Origin of the sequence: Streptomyces sp. NBC_00582, from assembly GCF_036345155.1 — a bacterium.
Taxonomy (GTDB): Bacteria; Actinomycetota; Actinomycetes; order Streptomycetales; family Streptomycetaceae; genus Streptomyces.
On sequence record NZ_CP107772.1, the window covers coordinates 6657112 to 6683252 of the forward strand.

29 protein-coding genes are annotated in these 26141 nt (G+C 67.7%); 14 read left to right on the forward strand and 15 right to left on the reverse strand.

What is annotated here, in order from left to right; translation table 11 throughout:
- The first annotated feature begins 19 nt into the window (after window positions 1-19).
- Window positions 20-517: a DUF2975 domain-containing protein gene (locus OG852_RS29865; RefSeq protein WP_133915035.1), complete on the forward strand. Its 498-nt coding sequence runs from the start codon at window positions 20-22 to the stop codon at window positions 515-517.
- Entirely contained in the window at window positions 517-741 is a 225-nt protein-coding gene (locus OG852_RS29870) for a helix-turn-helix domain-containing protein (RefSeq protein ID WP_133915036.1), read from the forward strand. Before OG852_RS29865 ends, OG852_RS29870 begins: the two co-directional genes overlap by 1 nt.
- A 55-nt stretch (window positions 742-796) precedes the next feature.
- Here OG852_RS29870 and OG852_RS29875 read toward each other — a convergent pair whose 3' ends face one another.
- From OG852_RS29875 to OG852_RS29885, 3 genes are all read right to left on the reverse strand, one after another.
- Complete coding sequence (locus OG852_RS29875; RefSeq protein WP_133915037.1) at window positions 797-1099, reverse strand: hypothetical protein; 303 nt, start codon at window positions 1097-1099, stop codon at window positions 797-799.
- Between the two features lie 80 nt (window positions 1100-1179).
- Window positions 1180-2256 carry a CU044_5270 family protein gene (locus tag OG852_RS29880; RefSeq protein ID WP_330349492.1) on the reverse strand — a complete coding sequence of 359 codons (1077 nt, stop codon included), beginning with the start codon at window positions 2254-2256 and terminating at the stop codon, window positions 1180-1182.
- The gene (locus tag OG852_RS29885) at window positions 2253-2945 is read right to left on the reverse strand and encodes an RNA polymerase sigma factor (protein ID WP_330351524.1); all 693 of its coding nucleotides are present in this window, start codon (window positions 2943-2945) and stop codon (window positions 2253-2255) included. The genes OG852_RS29880 and OG852_RS29885 overlap by 4 nt, the downstream gene beginning before the upstream one ends.
- A gap of 169 nt (window positions 2946-3114) precedes the next feature.
- On the opposite strand from OG852_RS29885, the gene OG852_RS29890 reads away from it, so the two are divergent.
- Genes OG852_RS29890 through OG852_RS29900 form a run of 3 tightly spaced genes read left to right on the forward strand, consistent with a single transcriptional unit; the run spans window position 3115 to window position 5265 of the window.
- Window positions 3115-3612 (forward strand): metalloregulator ArsR/SmtB family transcription factor, encoded by a 498-nt coding sequence (locus OG852_RS29890; protein WP_330349493.1) that lies wholly within the window; start codon window positions 3115-3117, stop codon window positions 3610-3612.
- The gene (locus OG852_RS29895; RefSeq protein WP_330349494.1) at window positions 3609-4025 is read left to right on the forward strand and encodes an SRPBCC family protein; all 417 of its coding nucleotides are present in this window, start codon (window positions 3609-3611) and stop codon (window positions 4023-4025) included. The genes OG852_RS29890 and OG852_RS29895 overlap by 4 nt, the downstream gene beginning before the upstream one ends.
- 46 nt (window positions 4026-4071) lie before the next feature.
- Window positions 4072-5265 (forward strand): serine hydrolase domain-containing protein, encoded by a 1194-nt coding sequence (locus OG852_RS29900; RefSeq protein ID WP_443064580.1) that lies wholly within the window; start codon window positions 4072-4074, stop codon window positions 5263-5265.
- Window positions 5266-5296: 31 nt separating this feature from the next.
- Here the strand turns inward: OG852_RS29900 and OG852_RS29905 are convergent, their stop codons facing one another.
- A complete protein-coding gene (locus OG852_RS29905) occupies window positions 5297-6046 on the reverse strand; it encodes a TioE family transcriptional regulator (protein ID WP_330349496.1) in 750 nt (249 codons plus the stop codon).
- A gap of 58 nt (window positions 6047-6104) precedes the next feature.
- Here OG852_RS29905 and OG852_RS29910 point away from each other — a divergent pair, with 58 nt between their 5' ends.
- On the forward strand, window positions 6105-7289 hold the full coding sequence (locus OG852_RS29910) for an erythromycin esterase family protein (protein WP_330349497.1): 1185 nt from the start codon (window positions 6105-6107) through the stop codon (window positions 7287-7289).
- Between the two features lie 65 nt (window positions 7290-7354).
- A complete protein-coding gene (locus OG852_RS29915) occupies window positions 7355-8212 on the forward strand; it encodes a hypothetical protein (RefSeq protein ID WP_330349498.1) in 858 nt (285 codons plus the stop codon).
- Here the strand turns inward: OG852_RS29915 and OG852_RS29920 are convergent.
- The 7 genes from OG852_RS29920 to OG852_RS29950 form a co-directional block, all read right to left on the reverse strand.
- Window positions 8200-9057, reverse strand: a complete 858-nt coding sequence (locus OG852_RS29920; RefSeq protein ID WP_330349499.1) for an aldo/keto reductase — start codon at window positions 9055-9057, stop codon at window positions 8200-8202. The genes OG852_RS29915 and OG852_RS29920 overlap by 13 nt on opposite strands.
- Complete coding sequence (locus OG852_RS29925) at window positions 8991-10187, reverse strand: JmjC domain-containing protein (protein WP_330349500.1); 1197 nt, start codon at window positions 10185-10187, stop codon at window positions 8991-8993. The genes OG852_RS29920 and OG852_RS29925 overlap by 67 nt, the downstream gene beginning before the upstream one ends.
- 94 nt (window positions 10188-10281) lie before the next feature.
- Complete coding sequence (locus OG852_RS29930; protein WP_330349501.1) at window positions 10282-10449, reverse strand: hypothetical protein; 168 nt, start codon at window positions 10447-10449, stop codon at window positions 10282-10284.
- A 317-nt stretch (window positions 10450-10766) separates the two neighbouring features.
- Window positions 10767-11324 (reverse strand): flavoprotein, encoded by a 558-nt coding sequence (locus OG852_RS29935; RefSeq protein WP_330349502.1) that lies wholly within the window; start codon window positions 11322-11324, stop codon window positions 10767-10769.
- A 2-nt stretch (window positions 11325-11326) separates the two neighbouring features.
- Window positions 11327-12562, reverse strand: coding sequence for a helix-turn-helix domain-containing protein (locus tag OG852_RS29940; RefSeq protein WP_330349503.1), 1236 nt, complete (start codon window positions 12560-12562; stop codon window positions 11327-11329).
- A 231-nt stretch (window positions 12563-12793) separates the two neighbouring features.
- On the reverse strand, window positions 12794-12991 hold the full coding sequence (locus OG852_RS29945) for a DUF397 domain-containing protein (RefSeq protein ID WP_330349504.1): 198 nt from the start codon (window positions 12989-12991) through the stop codon (window positions 12794-12796).
- Window positions 12992-13837, reverse strand: a complete 846-nt coding sequence (locus OG852_RS29950) for a helix-turn-helix domain-containing protein (protein ID WP_330349505.1) — start codon at window positions 13835-13837, stop codon at window positions 12992-12994.
- Window positions 13838-14053: 216 nt separating this feature from the next.
- On the opposite strand from OG852_RS29950, the gene OG852_RS29955 reads away from it, so the two are divergent.
- Entirely contained in the window at window positions 14054-14683 is a 630-nt protein-coding gene (locus tag OG852_RS29955) for an ATP-binding protein (RefSeq protein ID WP_330349506.1), read from the forward strand.
- A 41-nt stretch (window positions 14684-14724) separates the two neighbouring features.
- Here the strand turns inward: OG852_RS29955 and OG852_RS29960 are convergent, their stop codons facing one another.
- Complete coding sequence (locus tag OG852_RS29960; RefSeq protein WP_330349507.1) at window positions 14725-15567, reverse strand: helix-turn-helix domain-containing protein; 843 nt, start codon at window positions 15565-15567, stop codon at window positions 14725-14727.
- Window positions 15568-15801: 234 nt separating this feature from the next.
- Here OG852_RS29960 and OG852_RS29965 point away from each other — a divergent pair, with 234 nt between their 5' ends.
- The 4 genes from OG852_RS29965 to OG852_RS29980 all read left to right on the forward strand — a co-directional run bounded on the left by OG852_RS29965 (window position 15802) and on the right by OG852_RS29980 (window position 20557).
- Window positions 15802-16482: a hypothetical protein gene (locus OG852_RS29965; protein ID WP_330351525.1), complete on the forward strand. Its 681-nt coding sequence runs from the start codon at window positions 15802-15804 to the stop codon at window positions 16480-16482.
- A 94-nt stretch (window positions 16483-16576) separates the two neighbouring features.
- Window positions 16577-17992 carry a transcriptional regulator gene (locus OG852_RS29970; protein ID WP_330349508.1) on the forward strand — a complete coding sequence of 472 codons (1416 nt, stop codon included), beginning with the start codon at window positions 16577-16579 and terminating at the stop codon, window positions 17990-17992.
- A complete protein-coding gene (locus OG852_RS29975) occupies window positions 17989-19818 on the forward strand; it encodes a DEAD/DEAH box helicase (protein WP_330349509.1) in 1830 nt (609 codons plus the stop codon). The genes OG852_RS29970 and OG852_RS29975 overlap by 4 nt, the downstream gene beginning before the upstream one ends.
- Complete coding sequence (locus OG852_RS29980; RefSeq protein WP_330349510.1) at window positions 19805-20557, forward strand: DUF3883 domain-containing protein; 753 nt, start codon at window positions 19805-19807, stop codon at window positions 20555-20557. Before OG852_RS29975 ends, OG852_RS29980 begins: the two co-directional genes overlap by 14 nt.
- Here the strand turns inward: OG852_RS29980 and OG852_RS29985 are convergent.
- Window positions 20443-21522 carry a DNA cytosine methyltransferase gene (locus tag OG852_RS29985; RefSeq protein WP_330349511.1) on the reverse strand — a complete coding sequence of 360 codons (1080 nt, stop codon included), beginning with the start codon at window positions 21520-21522 and terminating at the stop codon, window positions 20443-20445. The genes OG852_RS29980 and OG852_RS29985 overlap by 115 nt on opposite strands.
- A gap of 129 nt (window positions 21523-21651) precedes the next feature.
- On the opposite strand from OG852_RS29985, the gene OG852_RS29990 reads away from it, so the two are divergent.
- Both OG852_RS29990 and OG852_RS29995 read left to right on the forward strand, forming a co-directional pair.
- Window positions 21652-22359, forward strand: coding sequence for an HNH endonuclease (locus tag OG852_RS29990; protein ID WP_330349512.1), 708 nt, complete (start codon window positions 21652-21654; stop codon window positions 22357-22359).
- Between the two features lie 92 nt (window positions 22360-22451).
- Entirely contained in the window at window positions 22452-23609 is a 1158-nt protein-coding gene (locus OG852_RS29995) for a DNA cytosine methyltransferase (protein WP_330349513.1), read from the forward strand.
- On the opposite strand, the gene OG852_RS30000 is transcribed toward OG852_RS29995, so the two are convergent.
- Both OG852_RS30000 and OG852_RS30005 read right to left on the reverse strand, forming a co-directional pair.
- The gene (locus OG852_RS30000; RefSeq protein ID WP_443064665.1) at window positions 23586-23990 is read right to left on the reverse strand and encodes a very short patch repair endonuclease; all 405 of its coding nucleotides are present in this window, start codon (window positions 23988-23990) and stop codon (window positions 23586-23588) included. The two genes, OG852_RS29995 and OG852_RS30000, sit on opposite strands and share 24 nt — an antisense overlap.
- 945 nt (window positions 23991-24935) lie before the next feature.
- The gene (locus OG852_RS30005) at window positions 24936-25967 is read right to left on the reverse strand and encodes a hypothetical protein (RefSeq protein ID WP_330349515.1); all 1032 of its coding nucleotides are present in this window, start codon (window positions 25965-25967) and stop codon (window positions 24936-24938) included.
- Between the last annotated feature and the right edge of the window lie 174 nt (window positions 25968-26141).

The following is a 26141-nucleotide window of genomic DNA, read 5'->3' on the forward strand; positions in this document are numbered from 1 at the left end:
CTCGATCGACAATCGATATATGCATCGACTCTTCGTCGCCGTGCTGCGCGCCGGCATCGTCGCCGCCTTCCTGGGCGGCCTCTTCGGTCAGATCGTCGTCATCCCCGGCACCGCCGCCGACGAGGTCGACCGGTTCCCGCCGTACGAGCCCTTCGCCCTGCCCTACGCCACGGTGGCGATCCTCGGCGTGGCCTGCGTCCAGGTCGTGCTCGTCGGGATGTGGATGCTGCTCGGCATGATCGAACGCGACGCGATCTTCACCGCGCGGGCCTTCCGGTGGGTCGACGTCATCATCGGCGCGGCCGTCACGGCCACGCTGCTGGCGCTCGGGGTCACCGGGCATCTGGCCTTCGCCGACATACCGGCCCCCGACGGCGCCATGCAGATGATCAGCGCGCTCGGGGCGGCGGGGCTGGCCGTCGGGGTGGGGGCGGCGTTCGCGATGCTCGTCGTCGTGATGCGCGGACTGCTCCGCAAGGCGACCGACCTGCAGACCGAGATCGCCGAGGTGGTCTGATGGCGATCGTCGTCGACCTCGACCTGCTGCTGGCCCGGCGCGGTCTGTCGGTGGGCGAGTTCGCCGAGGCCGTCGGCATCACCCCCGCCAACGTGGCCGTCCTGAAGAACGGCCGCGCCAAGGCGGTCCGCTTCACCACCCTGGACGCGATCTGCCGCACCCTCGACTGCCAGCCCGGCGATGTCCTGCGGTGGGTGCCGGACGAGGAGGCGTCGGGCGCCTGAGGGAGCCCGGGGACCCCTCAGGCGGGGGCCCGGGGACCCCTCAGCCGATCGGGGCTCAGCGCCGCCGGTCCGCCACCGCCCACGAGGCCAGCGCGACGGCGCCGGCGACCCCGAAGACGGCCGGCCAGGCGCCCACCTTCTTCGCCAGCGGATGCGAACCGGCGAACGCGGCGACGTACGCGGCGCCCAGCGCCCCCGCGGCCTTCCCGCCCGCCCGTTCCCGCCACTGCTGCGCCGCCGCGGCCCCCGCGACGGCCAGCACGGCCCCACCGAGCTGCCGCTTCCTCGTCCACCGGGCCACCCCGTACCCCCCGACGAGCCCACCGGCCGCGATCACCGAACTGGGAACCCTCGCCATGTCCGCCTCCTCCGCACAGTCCTTCTCCTGGCCAAGAGGCTAACCACGCCGCAGCCGGACACCCCCACCGGTTCCCTGCCTCAGCTACGGGACACGCGCCGCCGCTCGCCCGGCTCCTGCCCCCGCTTGTCGACGACCGCGCGTTCCAGTACGGCGCGCGTGTCGAACACGGTCCCCGCCCTGCCCATGGCCGAGGTCCGGGTGAGCACGGACCGTTCGCCGAGATACCCGAGGGTGTCGGGATCGAAGATCCACTCGGTGCGCAGGCCCATCCGGGTGTCCTCCCGTGCGATGGCGATGCCGTGCCGCCCCGCCGCGTCCACCGCGTCGGCGACCTCCGTCACCCCGGGAATCCGGGCGGTGGCCCGGTAGATCGCGGCGGCCGTGGCGGACGGCAGGAGCTGTTCCTGGACGAGCTCACCGATCCGCCGGAAGACCTCCTGGTCCTGGTCCTCCCCCTCGGAGACGGGCGTCTCGGCGTACAGCTTCTTCAGCAGGGCGCCCGGATCGGTGGGCAGGGAGGCGAGCCAGGCGTAGGTGGGCCGGTCGATCCCGGCGCGTTCCCCGTCCGAGCCCTTCGGCACCAGGATCCGGATCGGGAAGTCGTCCCCGTTCTCGCGGATCAGCCCGTACTCGACCAGCGGCCCCTGCTTCTGCGAGAACCACACCTCCCGGTCGTGGAGCGCGCCGGGCTTCACCGGCTTCCCCCAGTCGGCCTCGTTCTCGGAGGCGCGAGTGCGCACATACACGAACTGCCCCTCCTTCACCGGCCCGACGTCGGTGCGCATCGCGACGGCGGCGATCCGGTCGAGCGTGACCACCGCGCTGCGGCTCCCGCCGCTGGGCGCGCCGCTCACAGCGGCCCGGTCCGGCGCGCTGCCCGCGTCCCGGCCCGCGCCGACCCCGACGGTCAGCCCCGCGGCCAGCGCGACGGCGACGGCCCCGGCGAGGAGAGCGGGCCGGGGGAGCCGTAGCGGCGAAATCCGAGGGCGGCGATTCCGCTGGTCCCGCGGGTCCCGCTGATCCCGCTGGTCCCGGTCGATGAGCTGCATCAGTACGTCCTTGTGGTGAGAGTGACGCTCAGCAGGCAGCCCCCGCTCGACAGGAACGGCCGGCAGCAGCCGACCCAGTTCCTCCCGCTCGTCGTGCTCGTTCATCGGGCTTCCTCCTGAAGGGGCAGGGCCACGAACGCGGCCTCACTCTCTACCTCTCCGCGACGCGCGAGCGGTTCCATACGTCCTGTACGAGACTGATGCGGCTGATGCGGCTGATGCGGCTGATGCGGCTGATGCGGCTGATGCGGCTGACGTGCTGTACGTCCCTCCTGCTCCACGAAGGTCCGCAACCGGCCCCGTGCCCGCGACAGCCGCGACCGTACGGTCCCCACGGGCACCCCGAGCGCCTCCGCGGCCTGCGCGTAGTCGAGCCCGCCCCACACGCACAGCGCGATGACCTCACGTTCGTGCCGCCGCAGCCGCCCCAGCACCCGCCGTACCTCGGCGAGGCGCCGGGCGTCGTCCACCCGCCCCGCGACGTCCTCGGCGAAGTCGTCGACCGCCTCTTCCGTGGACCGCCGGGCGAGGAAGACGAGCCGCCGCCGCAGGCTCCGGTCGGCGTTGCGCGCCTTGTTGGTCGCGATCCCGAACAACCAGGGCCGCAGCGACCCCCCTTCGACCTCCACGTCCTCCCGCCCCCGCCAAGCGGCCAGGAACGTCTCGGACATGACCTCCTCGGCCGCCGACCAGTCGCCGGTCAGCCGCAGGGCATGGTGGTAGACGGGCGTGGCGTACCGCTCGTACAGCTCGGCGAACGCCTCGCGTTCCCCGCCCCGCACCCGCCCGCGCAACCGGCCGTCGTCGTCATCGTCGGACCTCACAGACCTCACAGACCTCACACATGTACCTCTCCGGGCCACGGGGGCGGTTCCCGTGGCGTGGCTCACAGCCGGGAGGGTCGCCGCCGATCCGCCGGCCGGCCGTTGACGCGTCGGAAATCTCCGACGTATGGTCGATGGCATGCCCCAGGACGTCTTCGGCGCCCTCGCCCATCCCGTGCGCCGCCAACTCCTCGAAGCCCTGCGCGACGGCCCCCGCCCGGTCAACGACCTCGCCGGCCGCTTCGCACTGAGCCGCCCGGCCGTCTCCGAGCACCTCCAGGTACTGCGCCTGGCCCACCTCGTACGCGAGGAACCGCGTGGCCGCCAGCGCTTCTACCACCTGGAACCGGCCCCCCTGGCCGAGGTCGGCGCATGGCTGCACCCCTTCGAACACTACTGGCGCGCACGGCTGCGCTCACTGGCCGAAGTGCTGGCCGAGCCCGGAGACGAGCCCGAGCACGGACACGAGCCCGAGCCCGGAGACAAGGCCGAGCCCGGAGACAAGGCCGAGCACAAACACGAGCCCGCGCCCGACCGCGAGCCCGAGCACAAACACGCGCAGGAGCCCGAGCACAAACACGCGCAGGAGCCCGAGCACAAGCACGCGCACGACATCACAGAGGACCCCCACCCATGAGCGACACCCCCGCGATCCACTGCGACCAGTTCCTCCCGCACCCCCCGGCCGCCGTCTGGAAGGCGCTCACGGACCCGGACCTGCACGCCCGCTGGTGGGCCGCCGGTGACGTACGCCCGGTCGTCGGCCACCGCTTCACCCTCGACATGGGCCCCTGGGGCGTACAGCCCTGCGAGGTCCTGGCCGCCGACCCCGAACGCCTCCTGCGCTACAGCTTCGCCGAGGGCAGCCTCGATACGACGATCACCTGGCGCCTGGAGCCGGAGGGCACCGGCACCCGCCTCTTCCTCACGCACGAGGGCTTCGACCTCGACTCCCCGGGCCGGGCGGCCCTGGACGGCATGGGCGAGGGCTGGCCGCACGTCCTGGCGCACCTCGCGAAGACCCTGGACGAGGTGCCGCCCGGGCGGTGACGGGAGGCCGAAAACCCCGCGCCCGCGCGGGAAGCGCGCTGCCAGGATGAGCGGCATGACGACGACGGAGCGTATCGAGGGTGAGGTCGCGCCCGGTTTCGAGCCGGTGCGTGAGGCATTCGCGGCGAACTTCGCACAGCGCGGCGACATCGGCGCGGCGGTGTGCGTGTACCACCGGGGCCGCACGGTGGTGGACCTGTGGGCCGGCACCGCCGACGAGGACACCGGCCGCCCCTGGACCCGGGACACCCTCCAACTGGTCTACTCGGCGACCAAGGGCGCGACCGCGACCGCCGCGCATCTGCTGGCCCAGCGCGGCGAGCTGGACCTGGACGCGCCGGTGGCCGAGTACTGGCCAGAGTTCGCCGCGCACGGCAAGGCCGACATCCCGGTGCGCTGGCTGCTGTCCCACCAGGCCGGCCTGGTGACGCTGGACCGGCCCGTACCGTTGGCCGACGCCCTGAACTGGCACCCGATGGTCACCGCCCTGGCGGCCCAACGCCCCGCCTGGACCCCGGGCACCGCCCACGGCTACCACGGCCGCACCTACGGCTGGCTGGTCGGCGAGGTGATCCGCAGGGTGTCCGGCCGCACCCCGGGCCGCTACTTCGCCGACGAGATCGCCGCCCCGCTGGACCTGGACTTCTTCATAGGCCTGCCGGAGAGCGAACGCGACCGTGTCAGCAGGATGGCGTACCAGCAGCCGACGGTCGACCTCGCCGCCCTCCCCCCGGAGGCGATCCCGGAGGAGTACCGCGCCGCGGTGGCCGCGATGCTCGACCCGGACTCCCTGGCCAACAGGGCGTTCGCGATCACGGACCCGGCGGAGATCGACTTCAACTCCCCGGAGGTCCAGGCGGCGGAACTCCCCGCCTCCAACGGCATCTGCACCGCCCGCGGCCTGGCCCGCATGTACGCGGCCCTCGTCGGCGAGGTGGACGGCGTACGTCTGCTCGCCCCCGAGACGGTCGCCGCGGCGACGAAGGAGCAGGCAGCGGGCCAGGACCGCGTCCTCATGCTCCCGATGCGCTTCGCCTCCGGCTACATGATCCCCACCGACACCGTCCCCCTCACCGGCCCCCAGGCCTTCGGCCACCCCGGCCGAGGCGGCTCCCTCGGCTTCGCCGACCCGGAGCACGACCTCGCCTTCGGCTACGTCATGAACCACATCATCGAGGACCCGACCGACGCGAGGGCGGCTGCGCTGGTGGAGGCGGTGGGCCGGTCCCTGCCACGCTGACCACACCGACCCCGGCTGCCGACCACGCCGATCACACGGCCCCGCGCGCGGCGCTGATGTCCCGCAGATACGCCTCCAACTCGGCGGACCCGGCCAGCAGCGCCCGCCCACGATCGGCCAACCGCCCACGCCAGTCGCGCAGGGCGCCCTCGAGCGGCTCCAGCCCGCCGGCCTCCCGCACCTGGGCGATCAGCGGGGCGATCCGCTCCAGCGGATAGCCACCCCGCCGGAGCTGGTGGGCGAGCCGGACATCGCGTACGTCGGCATCGTCGTAGACCCGGTACCCGGTCTGCGGATCCCGCCCCGGCCGCACCAGTCCGGCCCGCTCCCACGCCCGAAGCGTGGCGGGCCGGACGCGCAACTCCCGCGCCAACGGCCCGATGAAGGTCCCCCCGGGCACGACGGCCGCCGCCGCCTCCCGACCCCCCATGGCCTCGAGCTCCCGAAGGGCACGCTCCACGGCCTGAAGAGTCCGACGGTCCTCGAGCAGCTGGGCATGCGTCTCGTCGATGACCCGAAACGCCTCCTCGCTCACCCCCGCGTTCACGGCCCGCATTATGTCGGCCGCCGCCCGATGCCCGTGCCCCGGCACGAGGGCGAGGAACGCGCGCAGCGCGGCGGCGTGCAGCGGGGTGTACGTGCGATAGCCATGCGCCGTGCGCCCCGCAGCCGGAAGGATGCCCTCCCCCTCGTAATTCCGGACGGCCTGCGTGGACAGCCCGTGCGCCCGCGCCAGATCGACGGGCCGCAGCCGCCCCCCACTTTTAAACTCCCGCCCCATATACCTTCGGCTTTCCCTGCAAAGTCTCAACCGATCCTTCAACGATAGCGTTGAAGCCATGGCGACTGACATCAAGGACACCGCCCATGCCGTCGATGCCACCTCCGTGATGAGGCTGCTCGGCCGCCGCCCCCGGCTGCTGGCCCTCGGCGAACCCACCCACGGCGAGGACCCTCTCCTCACCCTCCGGAACGACCTCTTCCGCCAACTCGTCGAGCAGGAGGGCTACCGCACGATCGCCATCGAGAGCGACTGCCTGTCGTCCCTCCTGGTGGACGACTACGTCACCAAGGGCGACGGCACCCTGGACGAGGCCATGACGAAAGGCTTCACCCACGGCTTCGGCGCGTCGGAGGCCAATCGGGACCTCATCCGCTGGATGCGAGCCCACAACGAATCCGCTCCCGTCCCGGACCGCATCCACTTCGCCGGCTTCGACGGCCCCCTGGAGATCACCGGAGCGGAAAGCCCCCGCCCTGCCCTGCTGGCCCTCCACACCCACCTCGCACGACACGTGGTCCCGCACCTCCTCCCGTGCACCGCGCAAACCCTGGAGGACCTCCTCGGCCCCGACACCCGCTGGACCGACCCGGCGGCGATGATGGACCCGACCAAGTCACCGGGCCGCTCCCCCGAGGCGAGGGAACTGCGCCTACTGGCAGACGACTTGACGGCACTGCTGGACACGCAGGCCCCCGCCCGGGACGACAGCGAGGAACCCTGGAACCGAGCCGCCCTGTACGCCCGCACCGCCACCGGCCTCCTCCGCTACCACGCGGCCATGGCCGACCCCTCCCCGAGCCGCATGACCCGCCTCGTGGCCCTGCGCGCCCACATGATGGCCGACAACCTCCTCGCCCTCGCCGCACACGGCCCCACCCTCGTCCACGCCCACAACGCCCACCTCCAACGCCCCCAGAGCTCCATGCGCATGGCAGACCAACACCTCACCTGGTGGAGCGCCGGCGCCCTGGCCGGCACCCACCTGACCAAGGACTACGCCTTCCTGGCCACAGCACTGGGCACCATCCCCCACCACGGGGTCACACCCCCACCCCCCACCACCCTCGAAGGCCTCCTCTACGACCTCCCACCCACCCCCCACCTCATCGACCCCCGCCCCCTGACCACCTCTCCCCTCACCCCCCGAACATCCCCCTACCACGGCTACGCACCCCTGGACCCGACCCACTTGCCCACCATGGACGGGGTCGTCTTCATCAGGGACGTCCCCCGGACCTAGCCCAGCACCGGGCGACGGCTATGCCCAACCGGCCCGCCTGCGAACCTGCTGCTACGGTCCCTTGCATGACGCTTCCGGTGGCCTCTGTTCGCTCCGTTGACCTCCGCGTTCATCCGGTCGACGAAATCCTCGATCACGTCAGCCGCTCCTTCCAGACACACCTCGACCCGAACAGCGTTGTGCGGAAGCGACGGTCGGTCGGAGCCCGCACGGACCGCAGCACCTGGATCCGGGTAGAGCGCCGCCTGCTGGAGAAGATCGGCGATCAGGGCTGGAACGGAACCGAGCGCGCCGCTCGGCTGGTCGGCATCGCCCAACCCGTATGGCGCGGTTGCGTGGTTTGGCAGGACGCGGATGAACCTGTGATGTGGCGGGCGGACGAAACAGAGCTCCTGCCCGGGAGCCCCGTCGGCGCAGCCGTGCTGAGTGACGATCCCGGGCTGACAGACACATGGTGGCAGGCCTTCAACGACACGCTGGACGCGCTCGCCGCGCACCACACGAGCCGCACCGCCACGCCGGACACCGTCACCATCACCCAGACCCTGGTCACACAGGCGATCCGTGCCGCGTTCCCCGGTGACTTCGACACCACCGTCGAGCGCTGGGTCCCGGCCCACGCCGATCTGAACTGGGCCAACATGACCTCCCCGGCCTTCTGCCTCTTCGACTGGGAGGACTGGGGAAACGCCCCGCGAGGACTGGACTCCGCGACGCTGTGGGGAAGTTCCCTGGCCGTCCCGGCCCTGGCCGACCGCGTGCTGCGCGAACGGCGCCACGACCTCGAGAGCTGGGACGGCAAGCTGATGACGCTGTTCACCTGCTCCAAGATCCTCGGCCCGGGCGCGCATCCGGAGGACCCACGCTTGGAGTCTGCCCGCCGCAGGGCGGAGCAGGTCGTCGCGGAGCTTCAGGCGGGTTGACCAGGTGGCCTGCTTCGAAGGAGTCTCCGGTACTCGCGGATCGCCCACTCGTCGACCTCATGGGCCAGGGCGCCGACCAGCTCGCGAAGGTGGGCGGGATCATCGGTACCGACAGCAACCGCCCGTACCGGTGGCAGGTGGTAGGCGGCCCGAAAGACCGCTTGCATGCGAGAGAGCCCGTCGCCGTCTCGAAGGAAGAACCGGGGATCCACGCGGTCCCATACGGGAACGTTCGTGCTACCTCCGAAGGGGCTCATACCCCGCAGCGCGCTCTCGGCCAGGCTCCAAGCTGCAGAAAGTGCCTCCGCAGCTACGAGCGTTCGGGTACCGACCAGCAGACCGGCGCGAACCATGAGCACGGACGGCCTCGGCGTGATCCCGTTGATCAGCCCCGCCAGCGGTGCCGGATCCCAGGAAGCAACGCCCCAAGCGCCGCACATCCCCCGCGTCGTTGCGTCGTCCAGGGCGGTGCACGCTTGGGCCAGGGCGTCCCGCCCCTGAGAGATAGGCCCTTGGACCGAATGTTCTGGGTTGTGCAGGAACACCAGATCCGGCTCGCGCCCCAGGTCCCGGGCCGTCTGCTCCACGGCTGTACGTAGCCGAAGGGGGTCGAGGGAGTGCTCGGCCCGGTCCGGTCTCGGGAAATAGCCGACCTTCGTGGACACGGTGAACCTCGGCAGAAGATCCGCGGCCGTCCTCCTGAGCGTTTCGTGCGAGAGGAAGTTGAGGTAGTTGGAGCTGGTGTCGAGTTCGGTGACACCCAGGTCCAGTGCGCCGGTCAGGAGCCGGCGTTCGTGACGAGACCGGTGTAACCCGAGGACAATTCGGGGGTCAGCAGTGCGCACAGATCCTCCTCCACCAGTGCTTCGGCGACTTCCACGACTTCGGCTCCGACCGCCGGTACTGCCCGCTCCAGGCAGACTGGCCGACCGCTCAGGAGCAGTCGCAGCGAGGGCAGGGCCTCGGCTGTGAAGGTGAGTCTCTTGCCCGAGGCGGACACATCGACGGTCCGCCCGTTGTCCTGGATCCGGGGCGGGAAGTGAGTGGTGCACACCACGGCCTCGAGCCGTCCGAAGACGTCCATGAAGGGCACGTGCCTGGGAAGCGGCATCGCCTGCTCGTAGGAGGCCAGGAACTCGCCCGGCGGACGTTCCACGATCAGTCGTGCCGCGGCATTGGTCAGCTCCTGGCTGTCGGCTCCGGGCCGGCGGTCGAGGTCGTGCCGGAACACCTTGTCCTCGCGGCACCAGTCACCCAGCCAGGAAAGCCAACTCGCCCCCGTGCGTTTGGTGATGCCGAATGTGACGTGAAGGCTCCAGCCGGACCCATGACCGTTGCGCGTCGCCTGGTGCCAGTGCCCTCGCGGAATGTGCATCACGTCGCCGGTCTTCATGACCCCGGACCAGAGAATCTCCTGGCTGGGCGTGCTGTTGGAGTCGGTGTCGCGGTACATGGGCACCACCCGGGAAGCCCCGCGCACCTCCCATTCCTTCTCTCCAGCGAGCTGGACGATCACCACGTCGTGGTCGTCCCAGTGGAGCGGGAAGCCGGATGCCTCGTTCGTGGTCAGATAGGCGTTGACTTGGACCCGCTCACGCGACCACCACTGCAGCGCGCGGCACGCGACCTCCATCGTCGGATCGAAGACGTTGGCCTGGTCGAGGATGACGGTCGCTCCGTCCCGGAGGAGCGCGCCCAGGCTGTGCATGTTGACCATGGGGATGCTCTGGCCCCGAGGACTCACACTGTCGGTGAAGTAGACCGCCGGGTGTACTTCTTCGCTGTCCTGGAAGACCCGGAATTGCGGGCGGTTCAGGCTCCTGCGCATGGCGATGTCGAGCAGGCGGTGCGGGGTCAGGATGCGGGACATCAGATCCAGGTCGTCCGTGCTGCCACGGACGAAGTACTTGCCGAGATCCTCCGCTCCGCTCCAGCTGAGCGCTGTCTCCACGGCATCGATCAACCGATGCTTCATCACGTCCTCCTCGGACTCTTTGTGAGATCCACTGCATGGCGGGGACACGGCACGGGCCGACACGGCGGAGCACGTCGGCCCGTGTCATGTGTCGCTACTCGCTGTCGTGGAGGTTGCCGTCACCGCCAGGCCACGGCGCGTCGCCGGAACTGCCGGCGTTGTCGGACCGGAGGCTGTCGTAGCGGTCGTGGACGGCTGCCAGCTCTTCTACAGCCACCAAGAGGCCGTTCCGGGCCTGCGGCGGTGCCGTGCTTTCTGCCACCTCGTGCTCCTTCCTGTGGAGGGCGTCTCGTAGCTGAGGCGCCTGATGACATGCCGAGTACCTGGCCGTGCCGGGCGACGCGGCCAGGGCGGGGCCCAGAGCGCCTGTCCGGACGGCGGCAGCGCGCTTACGGCTGACGTGTGCTTCGCCGGGACGAGCGCATGCCGTGCATGACGAACTCCCGTCTCAGGACGGCTGATTGCCTCAAAGGGGCGTTGGTGGGCCGGGCAGAAGACAGCTTCGCCACCCGACCGGCCGTGAGCCCTGACAAACTGTCCGGGTTCGCTGTTTTCGCAGCTCAGAAGCTGCTTTTCGGGTCAGCCGATGACACGAGCGACGGCGTCGAGCACGGCGGGCCACGGAAGCTCCCGCCCTGCAGGGGCCTCCCGCGGTTCGTACAGAGGCCAAATATCGGGCCCGTGGACGAGGTGCACATGGGCTTCCTGCAACGTCGCGATGTGGCGCTTCCAGGCCGGGTGGCGGACATGGGCCGCGTTGACCCTGGGAAACACCACGACGGGCAGTCCGAGAGTGCCGATGGCTTCCCCTACCTGCGTCAGGGCCTGGTTGTCGGCGATGCCGGTCGCGAGCTTGGCTACCGTGTTGGCACTCGCCGGGGCGACCACATAGCAGTCCACTCCGGGGTGCGGGCTCACGTCGCCGGGCATCCGTGCTTCGTCCCGCACGGGCAGACCGGTCAGCTCCTCCAAGCGGTCGGCCTCGCCGCTCAAGCGCAGCCAGCGACCCGCCGTCGGCGTGAGCGTCACCGCCACACGCCAGCCCCGCGCCAACGCCGGCTGCACGAGCCCCCTGCGCAGGGTCTCGACCCCGCCGGCGCCGGTGCCGACGACTCCCAGGACTCGGCTCTCGCTCACGCTCACTGCACCGCCCTGCACCGTTGAGCCATCACGAACAACTCCGACGACGGAGTGCTGCCCGTGACCGGAGCCTGCTTGATCAGTTCGCGCAGCGTGTCACGGACACGAGGATTGTTCCGTACGAGCTGAGGCGATGTGGACTCGGCCGAGCGCAATTGCATGAACGCGTAGTCCACGCGGCCGGTGAGGCACAGAGCCCTGGCGTAGTCGATCCGGTGCGAGACACTCCGTTCCGCTGCCACATGGTCGACGTCGATGTCACCGTGCTCCACCACGTAGGTGACGTTGTCGAGATCCAGTTCTGCTGACAGCCGGTGCAGCATCACGTTCGTGGGACCGAAACCGGTGTGCCAGTGGTTCTCGTCGGCACCGAGCCGGTCGGCCAGCGCTGCGGCGTGACCCAGCAGGCTCATGGCCGTGGAACGGTCCTGGTGTCGGGCCGCGGCGATGGCCGCCCGAAGATGGATCATGCCCAGCAGGCTCAGTGCGGCCGGATCGCTCTCCTCGATTCGGCTGGAGAGCCAGCCCGACGCGGTCATCGCCAACTCCAGGGCGTCGTCGTAGCGGCCATTGGCCAGCAGTGCGTGAGTGCCCGATCGTGCGGCAGAGGCCAGGACGAGCGGATTCCCCGATTCGTCGGCGGCCCTCATGGCCCCCTCCGCCGCCAGCCAGGAGAGGTCGGACTCGCCCGCTTTGGCAAGCGTCGTCGCCGCGAGGTGATGGACGCGTGCGGAGACGGCCCAGGAGGCCATGCGCTCGGGGGAGGACCGAACAGCCCGGTCCTCGAGCCCGTGGGCGGTCTGGAGAAGTCCGGGGAGGGCAGCGATGACCTTGCCGAGCCGCCCAGCCTGGTAGTCGTCCCACGCCGCCTCGACACGAGGGGCCACCGCATTCGGAGACGGGAGCTGACTCTCGGCCTCGGGCCCGAAGAGCAGCCTGGACAGACGGCGAGGGCTCATCAACGCGTCCCGGACGGCGGGGACATCATCCTGTTGCCGCTCGTCCTCCATCAGCACGGGTTTCCCGAGCAGATCACCGAGCGGCACCCGGAGCACCCGGGCCAGTTCGGCGAGCATGTCGATCCGGGGAGGCTTGCGTCGGCCGGACTCCGCCTTGGCCAGCCAGTCGGTGCTGCGGCCCACGAGCCCGGCCAAGACCTGCTGGGTGTATCCGCGACGCCGCCGGTGGAATGCGATGCGCTCGCCGATGGTCAGATGGTCTCCGAGGCCATGCATGCGTGCCTTCCTTCGTCGCTGAAGGGACTTTGCCCAGGAGGGCAACGGCCAGCCCTCTGTGCCACCTCGGGTTCACGAAGGGCTCATGAGGGTCAGGGGATTCGGGGAAGACACGGTGAGGGTGGCTGGTTGTTTTGGCATCGCGGTCGTGTGGTGGGCGTGAGGGCTGCTGACCTGGAACAGGAGAGTTACCACTGCTGACCCCCCTGACGCGCAGCGTGAGCACGCAGATCACCGCAACCTGGAGCCCAAGAACCAGCGCCAGGCGTTGGCCGACACGGACACGCAGGGGCTGCCCGGAGCTTTGGAATCCCGCACGAGCACACCGGTCGGCACAAAGGCGGCCTCCACGCACTCGGTCGCGTTACCGCCGCTGTACGACGACTTGAACCAGACAGGCTCGGAGACAGGGTGAGGGCCGGAGGACATTCACAGCTCCTTGCGGGCGCGATGGATCATGGCGGAGGAGGCCTCCATGTCCAACGCTTGGGCCTGGAGGTACTCGAACGCAAGTCTGTATCGCTCCAGTTCCTCGTCTTTCTCCAGGAAGAGGGAACCCGTATGGATGTCGACGTACACCACGTCAAGGGTGGGCTCGGGGCCACCGATGATGACGAAGCTGCCCAGCGCAGCGGCATGGGCACCCTTGGCGAAGGGCAGCACCTGAAGGGTGATGTGAGGTGACTCGTTAGCTTTCAGCAGCCGGTCGAGCTGCTCCCGCATGATCTCGGGTGACCCGACGACCCGCCGGATCACGGACTCGTCGAGGATCGCCCACAGACGCAGCGGCTTCGGCCGGGTGAGGATCTCCTGCCGCTTCATGCGGATGTCGACCAGGCGCTCGATTTCCGCCTGTTCCAACGGCACTTCGTTGGCCTTCTGCAGAGCTGTGCTGTACGTCCGCGTCTGCAGGAGTCCGGGTACGTAGACGCAAGCGAAGTGGCTCTCGCGCACGGCTTCGTCCTCAAGCGTAAGCAGCAGGTTCATGCTCTCCGGGATGGAGTCGGCGAAGGAGCTCCACCAGCCCTGTTGCCTGGCGTTCTTGGCAATGGCTACAACGGCGTTACGTTCGGAGTCAGTGGCCTCGTACTCGCGGCACAGCGCATCGACTACGAGCCACTTCACCGGGCCGGCCTGGGTCTCATACCGGCTGACCGTTGCCTTCGACACCCCGACGAGCTGCCCGGCCTCCTCAAGAGTCAGCCCTTTGCGGGCACGCAACTTGCGCATCATCGCGCCTAGTTGGCGACGGCGGGTTGTGGTCCGTTCGGACATGCGGCTCCTTCGCCATGGGCCGGGCGGTGGGCCCGGAGAACCTCATCAGGCTAGGCAGCCGGGGGGCGGGCCGACGTCAGATTCACTCGATGGATTCTCATGAGAAGTTACAGAGTGAGACTTCTCCATGCCATGCTCGTAATGAGATCGCTACGCAGTGCAGTCGTACGGATACGGCGGGCGCAGCATGTGCGTGGCCTGGGAGGGAGTTTCGCCATGACCTTGCACGAACAGACCGAACACCGCCTGCGCTACGTCCTGCCCTTCGAGGCGGAGCCGGCGGAGCTCACCGGTGTGCGCCGCGCGGTCCGGGATGCTCTGAGTCAGTGGGGGGCGGCAGCTCTGGCCCCGGACGCTGAACTGGCCGTGACGGAGTTGGCCACGAATGTCATCAAACACGTTGGCGAGGGAGCAGCCGTAACTCTCGTCCTGGAGCCCAAGGACGACCGGCTTCGGGTCGAACTGCATGACAAGAGCCATGCCGTGCCCACGCTGATCCAAGCCGGATGGGAGGGGGAGTGCGGCCGTGGCCTGCACCTGGTTGCGTCGATGTGTCTGGACTGGGGCACGCTGCTTACAGCGACGGGCAAGGCGGTGTGGTGCGAGCTGTCTCTTGAGTCCGCGCGTCACTGTGTGCGCGTCCAGCGAGCCGCCGCAGTGCTGACGGAGTACCGGCGGGTGGCCGGCACGTCCTCCGTGGCTGTGCCGACCTATGCCGTGCTTGAGGAGTCAGTCACAGACATCATCGCGGACTTGCTGCACTGGCTCACGGCCCAAGGCGGAGATCCTGATGATGTCCTCGACCGGGCACAGATGCACTTCGAGGCTGAGGCTGAGGCCGCGTAGTCCTCAGCCCACCTGGATCGCAAATAGCCGGCCGGCAGAAGTCAGGCATCAGTCCGTGCGGCCTCCAGAATTGCCTGAGCATCTGCGTACTGATGGCTGTCATGCAGCGCTGCCACGATGTTCAGAACTGCCCGCACATCACGCTCCGCCGCCGCGGTCCGCAAGAGGGTCTCGACTTCTTCCTCAAGGCCAGCGGCCCTGTAGACCGCGAGCGTCTCGGGGAATTCGCCAGGCTTGATGCTGCGGGCCTTGTTCCACAGCAACATGTGGGTGTCACGGGTGCGCCCCGCGGCCTGGTGGCGACGCAAAGTGCTGAGTTCTGCTGTAAGGGCGTCGTTCGCCACCTGAGTGCGGTGCCGGTCCCCCTCTTGAAGGGGGACCGGCACCGCAGTGCGTGACGGCGACACGGAAATCGGGCGTCGGTGGCCACCATGGATTCGGATCTTCCGTCGCCCCGAGCTCCGAACAACTCGGGAAGCCGGCGGCTTCCGCTTCACAGCCGACCTGGGCGAGGCAGCGTTGCTGGTGGGTGAGGCCTCCGCCTTGAGCTCGCGCCGCGCATGAAGAGGGCAGGACGCACAGGTGCGTGCGGCCTGCTCCTTGAGCTTGCGCAGCTCGCTGAGTGAGTGCGGTTCATGCCCGCCACGCCGTCGTATGTCGTCAGCGATGACAGCGAAGATCTGGGCAAGGTGCTGGTCTTCCGGGAGCCTCCGGCCGTTCAGGTAGCCCGAGAGCGTCGTTGGCGCCACATCAGCAGCTTTGGCAATCCGTTGCTGTGTCAGGCCAGTGGAGTCCTTCACCTGACGCAAGGCGAGGACGAACGCCTTGAGCTCAGCCGAGCGTTCGCTGGGGAGGTCTTTCCACTTCTGGGTTCTGCCGGTCACATCAGCCCTCTCACCCGGTCCGCCGAAGTCGGCGACTTCTGAATTGTGTGTGAGGAGGAGTCAGCAGAGCGAGTCTCAGGGGGAGATGTGACCTACGCGGACCCCGCGAAGGTCTTGGAGGACTGGATTCCACACCCTGCTGAAGCGACAGTGGAACTCGCTCAGCAAGGCTTCGGGATGCCGTGGCCTCGCGTTGGAAGCGGGTCTCAGAGGATCAGGTCAAGGGGGATGTTGATGGCACTTCCGTCGTGGGAGGACAAGAATCTCGGCACGATGAAGCGCGCGGCGCTGTGGCTGGCGACCGTGGTGGGGGAGGGAAACGTCTTCACCAAGGAGAACGTCAAGGAAGCGTTTCCGGGCGTCAGCCAGGCTGATCGCCGTGTCAGAGACCTGCGCGAGTTCGGCTGGCAGATCGATACCAATCGTGAAGACGCCTCCCTCGGGCAGCATGAGCAGCGCTTCGTCCGTCAGGGGGCTGCCGTTTGGGAACCGGGCAAGGGGTCGCGGCCGGGCACGTCGATCACCCAGACTCAACGCCGTGAAATTCTCTCCAGGGACGGGCACTTCTGCCGGTCGTGCGGGATCGCTCCCGGCGAGGTGTACGCCGGCTCGTACGAGTCCGCGCAGCTCGACATCGCGCGCAGGGTTGTGAAGCAGCCGGACGGCAGCGAGGCTGTCGAGCTTGTCGCGGAGTGCAACCGGTGTCGGGTCGGCGGCCGTGGCAGGGCGGTGGACTTCGGTTCACTGCTGGCCGGCGTTGAGGCGCTCAGCGGGATGGAGCGCAGGATGCTCAGGGACTGGATTGACCAGGACAAGAGGGACTTCAGCCAGGTAGAGCTGCTCTGGGCCGACTACCGGACCCTCCCCGAGGAGTCCCGGGCGAGGATCCGCAAGGCGCTCTCCTCGGACGACTGAAACTCACCCCACCGCACCAACCTGGGGAGGCTGGATTCTGTGTCGGCCTCCCCGGCAGGGCCTCACCCCAACGCCTATGCAGGAGAACGCTTACGTGAGCAAGGACTTCGGCCGGCCGCCGCTGGCACAGGAGAACCGGACACTAGTCGAGCAGCGTCTGAAGGAGGTCGCCAGCGCCGGCGGTCTTCGCGAGACGCTCACCGTGGAGTGGCGTACCAAGCCGCTGCACGTCGAGGTGATCGACATGCCCGTGGACTCCCTCTACTACAACCCGGGAACTCATCGCATCCGTGCGCAGCGCAGCCACGATCTGGCACGGGATCTGCAGCTGGACGAAGACCCATGGAGCCCGGACAGCCAGGACTACCTGCACTACCTGCTCAAGGCGCTGCCGGCGGATCCGTCCAAGCCGGATCCGGAGTTCGAGAATCTCGCTGAGAGCCTGCGGGAGTACCGGCAGAACGAACCTGGCCTCATCACACGCGACGGCGTGCTGGTCAACGGGAACACCCGCCGGGCGGCGCTCAAGGAATTGGGTGTTACGAACATCCGCGTCGGCGTGCTGCCAGAGTCCTGCACCTGGGACGACGTCAGTGCGGTTGAGCTCTCGCTGCAGCTCCGGCCGGATCAGCGCCGGGACTACTCGTACATCAACCGGCTGCTTGCCATTGAGGAACAGCACCTCATCGGACGGGCGCTGCCGGACATCGCACGGGAGTTTCGGATCCGGACCGCTACATGCGAGCAGGATCTGTGGATCCTCTCGTGCTTGCGGGACCTCATTGACCGCTCGACGGACGGAGATGCCCAACTTCGCCTGCTCGACTTTGAGCAGCACCAGGAGAAGCTTCGGGAGCTCCATCGCCGCTACACCAAGGAAGTGGAGGCCAACAGGGACAAAGCGGAAGAAATCAAGGAGAACAGGCTTGCTGCGATCGTTCTCGGGTTCTCGAAGACTGATGTCCGACTCATCGAGTCGGACTTCAGGGACCGGTACCTGAATCAGACGCTTCCGACGTCGCTGAAGCCTCAGTCATCCGCCACGGGGACTGTCGCAATCCCGGGACTCAACCGGGCAGTCAGATCTGCTGCGCCCAGGGTGGCCGAGGCCAAGACATTGACGGACACGATTCTGAAGGCCAAGGCGGTAGAGAACGCCGAGGACGGCAAGCTGAGTGACCGGGGAATTGCGGCAGCGAGGGTGTTCACCGAAGCGAAGAAGGCTGTGGAGGAGGCCCTGGAGCCCGCGGGCAAGGACGCCAGAGTCCGCAAGCGCAAGCAGGCCGCACCAGACCGCATCACCGACGCCTGCAGGGACATTGAGCAGTGCATCACCGACCTCTCCCTTGCCAAGGCATCCAACAGCCTGGACGAGGAGGCTTTCGACGAGGCTGTGCTCGCGCTCAGGCAGCAACTCACGAAGCTTGCCGTAGCGACTCAGCGTAGTATCAAGGCTCCCGGTGATGGCGTCTCATGGCTTCTGGACGCGGTACGTCAGGAGGGAGCGTGACCGCGGTCGCGGAACCCTCCCTGCGTATCACCTTTGACGTCACGCGGACGCGGGCGGTGCTGCGGGCAGCCCAGGGACTTGAGAGCGAGTTCGCCAAGCTTGCTACTCGTTTTCCTGCCGCTGGGCAGAGGACCTCTCTGTCGGCGGAGATCGACCTCGACCATTTCCTGACGGGACTGGATGCCTTGGCCGGCTGGTCCCATCCGGACACCGTCGAATGGGAACAGGAACTGATCTCCCTGGTCAGCGGTGTGCTGGATGATGCGGATCGCGCGGACCAGATCCTCAGCGATCCGGGTATGGTCGTCGAGGTCGCCCCAGGGGATGTGGACGCCCACCTGGGCCCGGAGTGGCGCGCCGATCTCACGGACTTCCAGCGCCGGGATCTGGCCCAATTGCTCTCCATGCACCACGGTGCGAACTTCTCCGTGCCCGGTGCTGGCAAGACACGAGTGGGTCTGGCCGTATTCGCGGCGATGCGAGCGAGAGGTGAAGCACACCGTCTTCTGGTGGTGAGCCCCAAGTCCGCTTACGAGTCATGGCGTTACGAGAGCGCCGTCTGCTTCAAGGAACCCCTCGTTGCTCGGGTCCTGAACGGAGTCCCTGAACCGGGCACGGACGTGCTGATCGTCAACTACGAACGGCTTGACCGCTCTCTGGTGGCTCTGGCTTCCTGGCTGGGCTCAGCGCCCACCATGGTCATACTGGATGAGGCCCATCGGATGAAACTCGGCTCCCAGGGAATTTACGGAAGCGCGTGCATGGCCTTGGGGCCTCTGGCAAAACGCCGCCTCATCCTCACTGGAACGCCGGCTCCGAACGGCGCACGGGACCTTGAGAACCTGCTCTCGTTTGTCTGGCCGGGGCATGGACGGCGTGTGGTCACGCAGGCTGTGGCTGGCGGGGATCTGGCATACGCGAGCAGTGTGCTCCGCCCGATGTTCACGCGCACTACGAAGAACGAACTTGGACTGCCGCCCTACCAGACGCGCATCCGATACGTCGAGCTTCCTCCGCTGCATCGCGAGCTGTATGACGCGCTGATCGGTAACTTCAGTGCCCGGGCTGAAGCGGGGCGATCTGACTTCGATGCGCTGGGCAAGGCCATGCTGCGCCTGCTGATGGCTGCCACGAGCCCAGCACTGCTGTTGGAAGGAGAGAGCCGGTACGCGCCCCTTTCCTACCAAGTCCCGCCCTTGGATATCCCGGAAACTGATTCTCTGTATGACTTGATGCAGAAACTGCCGAGTTACGAACTCTCGCCTAAGTACAAGGAGGCCCTGACTATTGTCGCGGAGAACGCGGCGCTGGGGCGGAAAACTTTGGTCTGGTCGACATTTGTGCGCAGCTTGACCACCATGGAGAAGCTGTTCAGTGCCTACGAGCCCGCTGTCGTCCACGGTGGCACACCTGATCGAGAAGAACAGATCCGGAGATTCCGGGAGGACCCGGACTGCCTCGTCCTGTTGTCCAATCCGGCGACTCTTGGCGAGGGCATCAGCCTTCACCAAGTCTGTCACGACGCCGTCTACGTTGACCGCGACTTCATGGCTGGCCGGTTCCTCCAGAGCCTCGACCGCATCCATCGGTTGGGCCTAGCACCGGGGACTGAAACACGAGTCACCATCCTCGCCGCCGAATCCACCATAGATGAGATTGTTGCTCTTCGACTTGAGGAGAAGCTCGAATTCATGGGCAAGATACTGGATGACCCAGCGGTACAGCAGCTGGCGGATCTGGAGGAGGAGCCGGCACTGGCGGCTGGAATGGACATGGCTGATGTACGTGCTCTACTCCGGCACATTGAGGGCCATGGCTCTCGGTGAAGGTACGCTGCGCGCGGCACGGCGCTGGCTTGAGCAGCTCCAGGTGGCCGAGATCTCGCGTGCGCGCGCCCTGTTCACGCATCATCCGGACTATGCAGACCTCACGCCAGTTCAGTACGCGGACGGTCTTGCCTGGCTTCTCCGGAGTGGGCTCGTCTCGGCAGACGGGCGTCCGAACGTCAAAGTCGGTGTGCCCGAACGGCGGGGCGTCGCGGGAGGCCGCTGGACACTCGAAGCGGAGACCCGGCGCCGCGAGATCGGAGCCGCCGGCGAGCGGGCGATTGTCCGCCTGGTGGAACAGGGCGGCTCCTTACGCGTCACCCACGTGGCGGCCTGGTCTGACGCATACGGCTACGACGTTGAAGTGGAGTCGACGCAGGGGGCGGTCAGTCACATCGAAGTCAAAGCGACGACTGATCCGACCAGGCTGAGATTTCACCTCACGCGACATGAGTTCGAGGTGATGCGCCGGGACCCCGACTGGGTTCTCGTGACGGTGCTGATCGATGTGCATGGTGGCGTGCTTGCCGTGGCGACGGTAAGCAGGGACTGGCTGAAGCAGGCCGCTCCTGCGGACCGGACAGCGGCTGGTCGCTGGGAGTCCGCCCACTTTGTCGTACCTGATCACGCGCTAGCGGTCGGCGTTCTCAGCGCAGACGGGCGTCGGCTTGATCTGGCGGTGGACGCCCGCATGCCAGTCTGGGGGTTGTCATATGCCTCCTCAACGCAACTGGCATAAGTCAGTGCGTCCGCAATCTGCCGGCCGACCGCCTGGGCGACGGGTGGCGGGAATGCGTTGCCGACCTGGCGGTACGTCGATGTTTTGCGACCCTCGAACCACCAGTCGGGGGGAAATCCTTGTAGGAGAGCCATCTGCCTGACCGTGAGCCTCACGGGCAGGAGCGACCCAGGTGCCGGCGGAAAATCGGCCAATCCGGAGCCATCCACGCCAAGCTCTGCCCAGACCTTCCGGGCACGCGAGGGGCCGAGATCAGGGCCGCCGTGCTTCTTGGAGCCGCCACACAACGTCGGTGCGATCCGCTGAGCGCGCGCAGCCCAAAGATCTGCCAACTCCCATCCTCGGGATGCCATCGAGTCGCGGAGGACGTCTCCGACGAGCTTGGTGCTCGCGGCGCTGGACTCACCCTCTGGCCATGAGAACCGCTGGAATTCCTCCGGGCCAAGCGCTACGAGTACGGCTCGGGGCCTGAGTTGAGGTACGCCGAACTCGCTGGCGTAGAGCAGCTTCCACTCGGCGACATATCCCAGATCGCTCAGCGCGGCGAGAATCTGACATCGATACTCTGAGAACTTCTTCTGCAGCAGACCTCTTACGTTCTCAAGGAGAATGGCCCTGGGTTGGAGTGCTGACGCTACGGCCATGACAGCGGGGAAAAGATCACGTTCATCGTCCGCTCCTCGTTGCTTGCCTGCGAGAGAGAACGGGGGACATGGCACTCCGGCTGCCAGCAAGGACGGGCGGCCCCATCGTGCCGAGAGCAGGGTCAGATCGAGCACGCGAATGTCCGCATGGATGACGTTCCACTGCGGTCTGTTGACGCGCAAGGTAGTGCAGGCGTCACTGTCGAGCTCCACGAGGGCGGTATGGCTGAATCCAGCCTGCTCAAGTCCCAGCGCCTGGCCGCCTGCGCCAGCGCAGAGTTCGAGACAGGTGAGAGCAGGTGCGTGCGGCCCGGGCGGCACATGTCCTCCTGGTAGGCAGATGAAGAGGGTCGGGCCAGCTTGCCGTCACTTGCCGCGGCAAGTGACGGCAAGCTATCGTTCCGCCGCCATCGGAGGATGCGGTAGACGTTTGTTCGACGTGGAGGGGCTGTGCTGGACGGTGAGCTGGACTGGCGTGACGAGAGACTCGGTGCCCGAGTGAGAGTGGCTCTCTGGCTACGGGATGAGGTTGGCGAGGGGGAGACCTTTAAGAAGCAGGCCCTCAGGGCCGCGATTCCGGGGTCGGAGCAGGTCGACCGCCGGATGCGGGACCTCCGGCCGGCGGGCTGGGTGATCAAGACCTATCGGGATAAGGCGAGCCTGAAGGCTGATGAGCTGTTTCTGGAGAAGATCGGCCTTCCGGTCTGGGACCAGGAACACCGCGCGGCTGGCCTGCGGCAGATCAGCTCACGAACCCGGCGGCATGTCTATGAACGTGACGGCCACATGTGCCGACGGTGCGGGATGGGGGCTGGGGAGAGGTACCCGGATGACCCGGGATCCAGGGCAAGGCTGACTCTGGGGCATGTGAACCCACACAAGTCTGGCGGTGGGGCGGGTCCCGCTGACTTGATTACGGAGTGCGCTCGCTGCAACGAATCCGTGGGGCACCTGACTGGGCCCCAGATGACGCAAGAGCAGGTGTGGGACCGGATCAGAGAACTCCCTCTCCGCCATAAGAAGGAGTTGCTCTCGTGGATGACCGCGGACAGTCGCACCCAGACTGCTACGGAGCGCGCTTGGTGTCTGTACAGACAGTTGCCAGCGGAGCTGCGTGATGGCCTGAAGCGCGATCTGGAGGAGCTCCTTGAGAGCTGACCTACAGAGAAGTGACGTAACAGGGGGGTTGACAGGTGCTTCTGGATGCGACACTTGCGTGTCTGTAGCCAGTCAGTACCAGGAGGCGTTCGATGAGTTCCAGCGACCAGTCGCTGACCTCGATTGAGATCTGCGCGGGCGCGGGAGGCCAGGCTGTCGGCCTCCATGGGGCGGGGTTCCGGCACCTCGCGCTCGTTGAGATCGACAAACACGCGGCCGCGACGCTGGAACTCAACGTGGTCGAGCGGAAGATGTGGGGCGAGCGGGAGGCGCGTGAGTGCCAGATCCTGTCCATGGACGTGAAGGATTTCAATCCAGTACAACATCTTGCGAAGTTTGTTGAGCGCGAAAATCGCCCCATTAGGCGTGGTGAACTGGACCTCCTGGCTGGTGGAGTTCCATGCCCGCCCTTTTCTGTTGCGGGCAAGCAGTTGGGGCAGGATGATGAACGCGATCTATTCCCGACCATGCTGGACCTGGTTGAAGAGCTCAAGCCGCGTGCGGTAATGATTGAGAATGTCACAGGACTGGTTAAGCCCTTTGATAAGTTTTTCACTTATCGGGAGCAAATCAAGCAGCGCCTCCGCTCTGAAGGGTATGTCGTTTGTGGCTGGAGGCTGCTTGAGGCGGCTGACTTTGGTGTTCCGCAGCTTCGTCCGCGTGCGATCCTCGTAGCGATTAGGGAAGACTGCTACCGAGGCTTTTCCTGGCCTGAGCCCAACGGTGAATTTAAAACAGTTGCCGCAGCGCTCGATATCACGATGAAGCGCCGCTTCCAGAAGGCCGATAGGCTGGACTGGTATGAGAAGTGGCGGAAGAAGGCTACAGAGGCGGGCACGGTGGCGCCTACTTTGGTCGGCGGGTCCAAGAGGCACGGCGGAGCTGACCTGGGCCCGACCAGAGCGAAGAAGGCATGGTCAGCGCTCGGCGTGAATGGCATGGGTGTCGCCAACGATGAGGACAACGTCAACCTCGACAGGGACCTGGGGAACGGCGACAACCTTGGCCCCATGCTCACTGTTGAGCAGGCAGCGATCATCCAGGGCTTTCCGAAGGACTGGCGCTTCGCCGGACGGAAAACAGCCCAATATCGCCAGGTAGGAAATGCTTTCCCGCCTCCCGTTGCTGAGGCTGTCGGCAAGGCGATCAGGGAGGCTCTGGAACGCACCGGTGACCTGCTGGAGGCACCCGGTGGAGACATTGAACTCGACGGGGCGACCTGGGAGTCAGGTCAGGGGGCTCTCGTCTGACCCGTGCTTTCGCCGCTCGATGACCAGCCGGATGATCTCAGCCGCTGTTTCCTCGGCAGGAGTGTGCTCCCAGAACCGCAGTACGAGCCATCCTGCGTCTCTCAGCTGCTGATCCGTATCGCGGTCGCGCGCCATGTTGCGCGCGACCTTATCCGACCAGTAGCCCGGATTGGTACGTGGTGACACGTAGTGATCCGGGCAGCCATGCCAGTAGCAGCCGTCGATAAACACAGCGACTTTTGTTGGCCGGAAGACGATGTCGGCTGTTCTGCGAAGCCCTGCCAGGGGGCGAGCTGCCACCCGATAGCGCAGACCATGGGCATGCACGAGTCGGCGGACCAGGCGCTCCGGCTTGGTGTCCCTGCTGCGGATTGCCTGCATGTTGCGACGACGGGCAGCGGACGAGGCCCAGGAACCTTCTGGCGCTTTCCAGTCGGGATCTTCGGACACAGTGCTGAGCGTAGTACTGGAGGGGAACCGTGGGCACACGGGATGCCGAAGCGCGTATGGGCCTTCCCCGGGCCGTGGCGCCTGGGAGCGGAGAGCTTGGTTGCCTGGACGGTGTTTGCCTGGTGCCGCAGGCCACTCGCTTCTGGGGCATTGTCGTGCTTCCGCAGGTCGCGTCAAGGGCGCTTCACTCCGCTGCGCTGCGTTTCGCGTCGGCTGCGCCGATGGCCCTGCGGGCCACCCTTGACTCGACCCGCTCCAGCACGGCGGAGAAGGGAGCGAGCGGCCCGGGGAAAGCGGGGCCCAGGGGGTGAGCCCTGGGGTTGGGTGCGCGGTGTTCCGGGATGCAGGGATGCGGCGGGTGGGGTGCGGGTGCGTTCGGATGCACGGCGGTGGGTTTGGCGGCTGTCGCCGCGACGCCAGGGGCTGTCAGCCGTCGACGTGTTCCCCCGTCCCCCCACAGCTGTTGAGCCTGGCCGCTGTCGCATGTTGTCACCATGACCTGTTCGGCGCCGCCGTACGGGGGTGAGGCGATGACCAGGCAGTGGCCCGTGTCGGTGTTCTTGAGGGTTTGGCCGGATGATGTGGAGGTGCCCACGCGCCATTGGGCGTAGCCGGTGCCGCCGACTCCGCCGCGGGTTCCGTGGCTGGGGTGGACGGACGTGGCGTCGCCGGACACGCACTGGGCGGTGGAGGCGTTTCGGAGGCTTGCCACCGAGCCCGGGGAGAGTATGTCGGCCTTGGAGCCGGACTCCGGGATCGGGTGGGTGCCGGAGTCCGGGGTGGTCCCGTTGTTCAACACGTCCCGTCGGCCGAAGGGCCTCGAATGCCGCAAGCGGCCGCTCGTGGCCGGGGCCCGCGCCGTGCGGAAGCGGCCCCTCACACCTGGGCCGTCACCCCATGGCACCCCTCATAGACCGAGCCCGACCCGCACCAGCAGGAAGCTCCCCGCTGCGGCGGCCAGGCCACCGCTCTGCCGCGGGCTGCCAGCGTCGTCGCGTACTGGGGGAGCAGGTCGCCGTCGCCCGGGGTCGCGCCCTCGGATGCCGCGAAGGCCTCGTAGGACGGGACCGTGCCCGTGACGATGCCCAGGTTCGGGGTGCCGGAGGCGGCGAGTTCCCGGAGGGACGCCTCTATCGTCCCGAGGTGCTCCTCGTGGGAGGGGTAGTCGGCGGACAGGGACGGGTAGGCCGCGACCAGCTCGGAGAGTTCGCCGGCCGGCCAGTGCAGGACCGCCACCGGGAAGGGGCGGGAGAGGGCCTCGCGGTAGGTGCCCAGTTCGGCGCGGAGTCGGGAGATCTCGGCCTCCAGTTCCGCCGGGTTGTCCGAGCCCAGGGACCACACGCGCTTGGGGTCGTGGAGTTCGTCCAGGGAGACTGGGGAGGAGTGGAGGGTGTCGGCCAGCGCGTCCCACTCGTCGTGGGGGGCGCCCAGCATCCGCCGTACGCGATGGCGGCCGAAGAGCAGGGGGTGGGTGGAGTACGGGGGCTCCGGTACGTCCGTCAGGAGCAGACGGGTGCCCTCCGTGAACGCCGCCTCCGCCGCCTCCAGCTCGTCGTGGGACTCCAGGGACTCCGCGACGATCACCCAGGCGGCCGGGTCGCGCGGGGCGGCCGTGCGGATGCCCTCGATGATCGCCCGGGCCTCGGCCTCATGGCCGTACTCCCAGAGGTTCGAGGCCTTGAGGGCGCGGACCAGGTGGGGGTTCTCCAGGGTGTCCCCGTCGTCCACGGACGACAGCAGACGGTCGTAGAGGGTGGTCGCGGCGGGGCGGTCGCCGGAGAGTTCCAGATGGGCCGCGGCCTGCAGCAGCAGCGGCTCGGCGTCCTCGGGATACCGACCGGCGGTCCGCTCCAGGCGGGCCGCCTCGGCGGTGTGGTCGACGTTTTCGGCGGGCGTGTCGGGGCGCATGCACGACACCGTACTGCCCGCCGGTGACAAAGGTGAGAGATCTGCAGGCCAGGAAGGTCAGCAAGGCCAGGAAGGTCAGCAAGCCCGGGCGGGGCAGGAGCGGCAGAGGGTGGGAGGGGCAGGGGCGGGAGGGGCAGGGGCCTGTGTCAGGGCCCGGGCCCCCGAGGGCCGGGC

Bases quoted from the DNA above. Each gene is read 5' to 3' on its own strand.
- OG852_RS29865 (WP_133915035.1), top strand. From the start codon at position 20: ATGCATCGACTCTTCGTCGCCGTGCTGCGCGCCGGCATCGTCGCCGCC.
- OG852_RS29870 (WP_133915036.1), top strand. From the start codon at position 517: ATGGCGATCGTCGTCGACCTCGACCTGCTGCTGGCCCGGCGCGGTCTG.
- OG852_RS29875 (WP_133915037.1), bottom strand. From the start codon at position 1,099: ATGGCGAGGGTTCCCAGTTCGGTGATCGCGGCCGGTGGGCTCGTCGGG.
- OG852_RS29880 (WP_330349492.1), bottom strand. From the start codon at position 2,256: ATGAACGAGCACGACGAGCGGGAGGAACTGGGTCGGCTGCTGCCGGCC.
- OG852_RS29890 (WP_330349493.1), top strand. From the start codon at position 3,115: ATGCCCCAGGACGTCTTCGGCGCCCTCGCCCATCCCGTGCGCCGCCAA.
- OG852_RS29895 (WP_330349494.1), top strand. From the start codon at position 3,609: ATGAGCGACACCCCCGCGATCCACTGCGACCAGTTCCTCCCGCACCCC.
- OG852_RS29900 (WP_443064580.1), top strand. From the start codon at position 4,072: ATGAGCGGCATGACGACGACGGAGCGTATCGAGGGTGAGGTCGCGCCC.
- OG852_RS29905 (WP_330349496.1), bottom strand. From the start codon at position 6,046: ATGGGGCGGGAGTTTAAAAGTGGGGGGCGGCTGCGGCCCGTCGATCTG.
- OG852_RS29910 (WP_330349497.1), top strand. From the start codon at position 6,105: ATGGCGACTGACATCAAGGACACCGCCCATGCCGTCGATGCCACCTCC.
- OG852_RS29915 (WP_330349498.1), top strand. From the start codon at position 7,355: ATGACGCTTCCGGTGGCCTCTGTTCGCTCCGTTGACCTCCGCGTTCAT.
- OG852_RS29925 (WP_330349500.1), bottom strand. From the start codon at position 10,187: ATGAAGCATCGGTTGATCGATGCCGTGGAGACAGCGCTCAGCTGGAGC.
- OG852_RS29940 (WP_330349503.1), bottom strand. From the start codon at position 12,562: ATGCATGGCCTCGGAGACCATCTGACCATCGGCGAGCGCATCGCATTC.
- OG852_RS29945 (WP_330349504.1), bottom strand. From the start codon at position 12,991: ATGTCCTCCGGCCCTCACCCTGTCTCCGAGCCTGTCTGGTTCAAGTCG.
- OG852_RS29950 (WP_330349505.1), bottom strand. From the start codon at position 13,837: ATGTCCGAACGGACCACAACCCGCCGTCGCCAACTAGGCGCGATGATG.
- OG852_RS29955 (WP_330349506.1), top strand. From the start codon at position 14,054: ATGACCTTGCACGAACAGACCGAACACCGCCTGCGCTACGTCCTGCCC.
- OG852_RS29965 (WP_330351525.1), top strand. From the start codon at position 15,802: ATGGCACTTCCGTCGTGGGAGGACAAGAATCTCGGCACGATGAAGCGC.
- OG852_RS29980 (WP_330349510.1), top strand. From the start codon at position 19,805: ATGGCTCTCGGTGAAGGTACGCTGCGCGCGGCACGGCGCTGGCTTGAG.
- OG852_RS29995 (WP_330349513.1), top strand. From the start codon at position 22,452: ATGAGTTCCAGCGACCAGTCGCTGACCTCGATTGAGATCTGCGCGGGC.
- OG852_RS30000 (WP_443064665.1), bottom strand. From the start codon at position 23,990: ATGCAGGCAATCCGCAGCAGGGACACCAAGCCGGAGCGCCTGGTCCGC.
- OG852_RS30005 (WP_330349515.1), bottom strand. From the start codon at position 25,967: ATGCGCCCCGACACGCCCGCCGAAAACGTCGACCACACCGCCGAGGCG.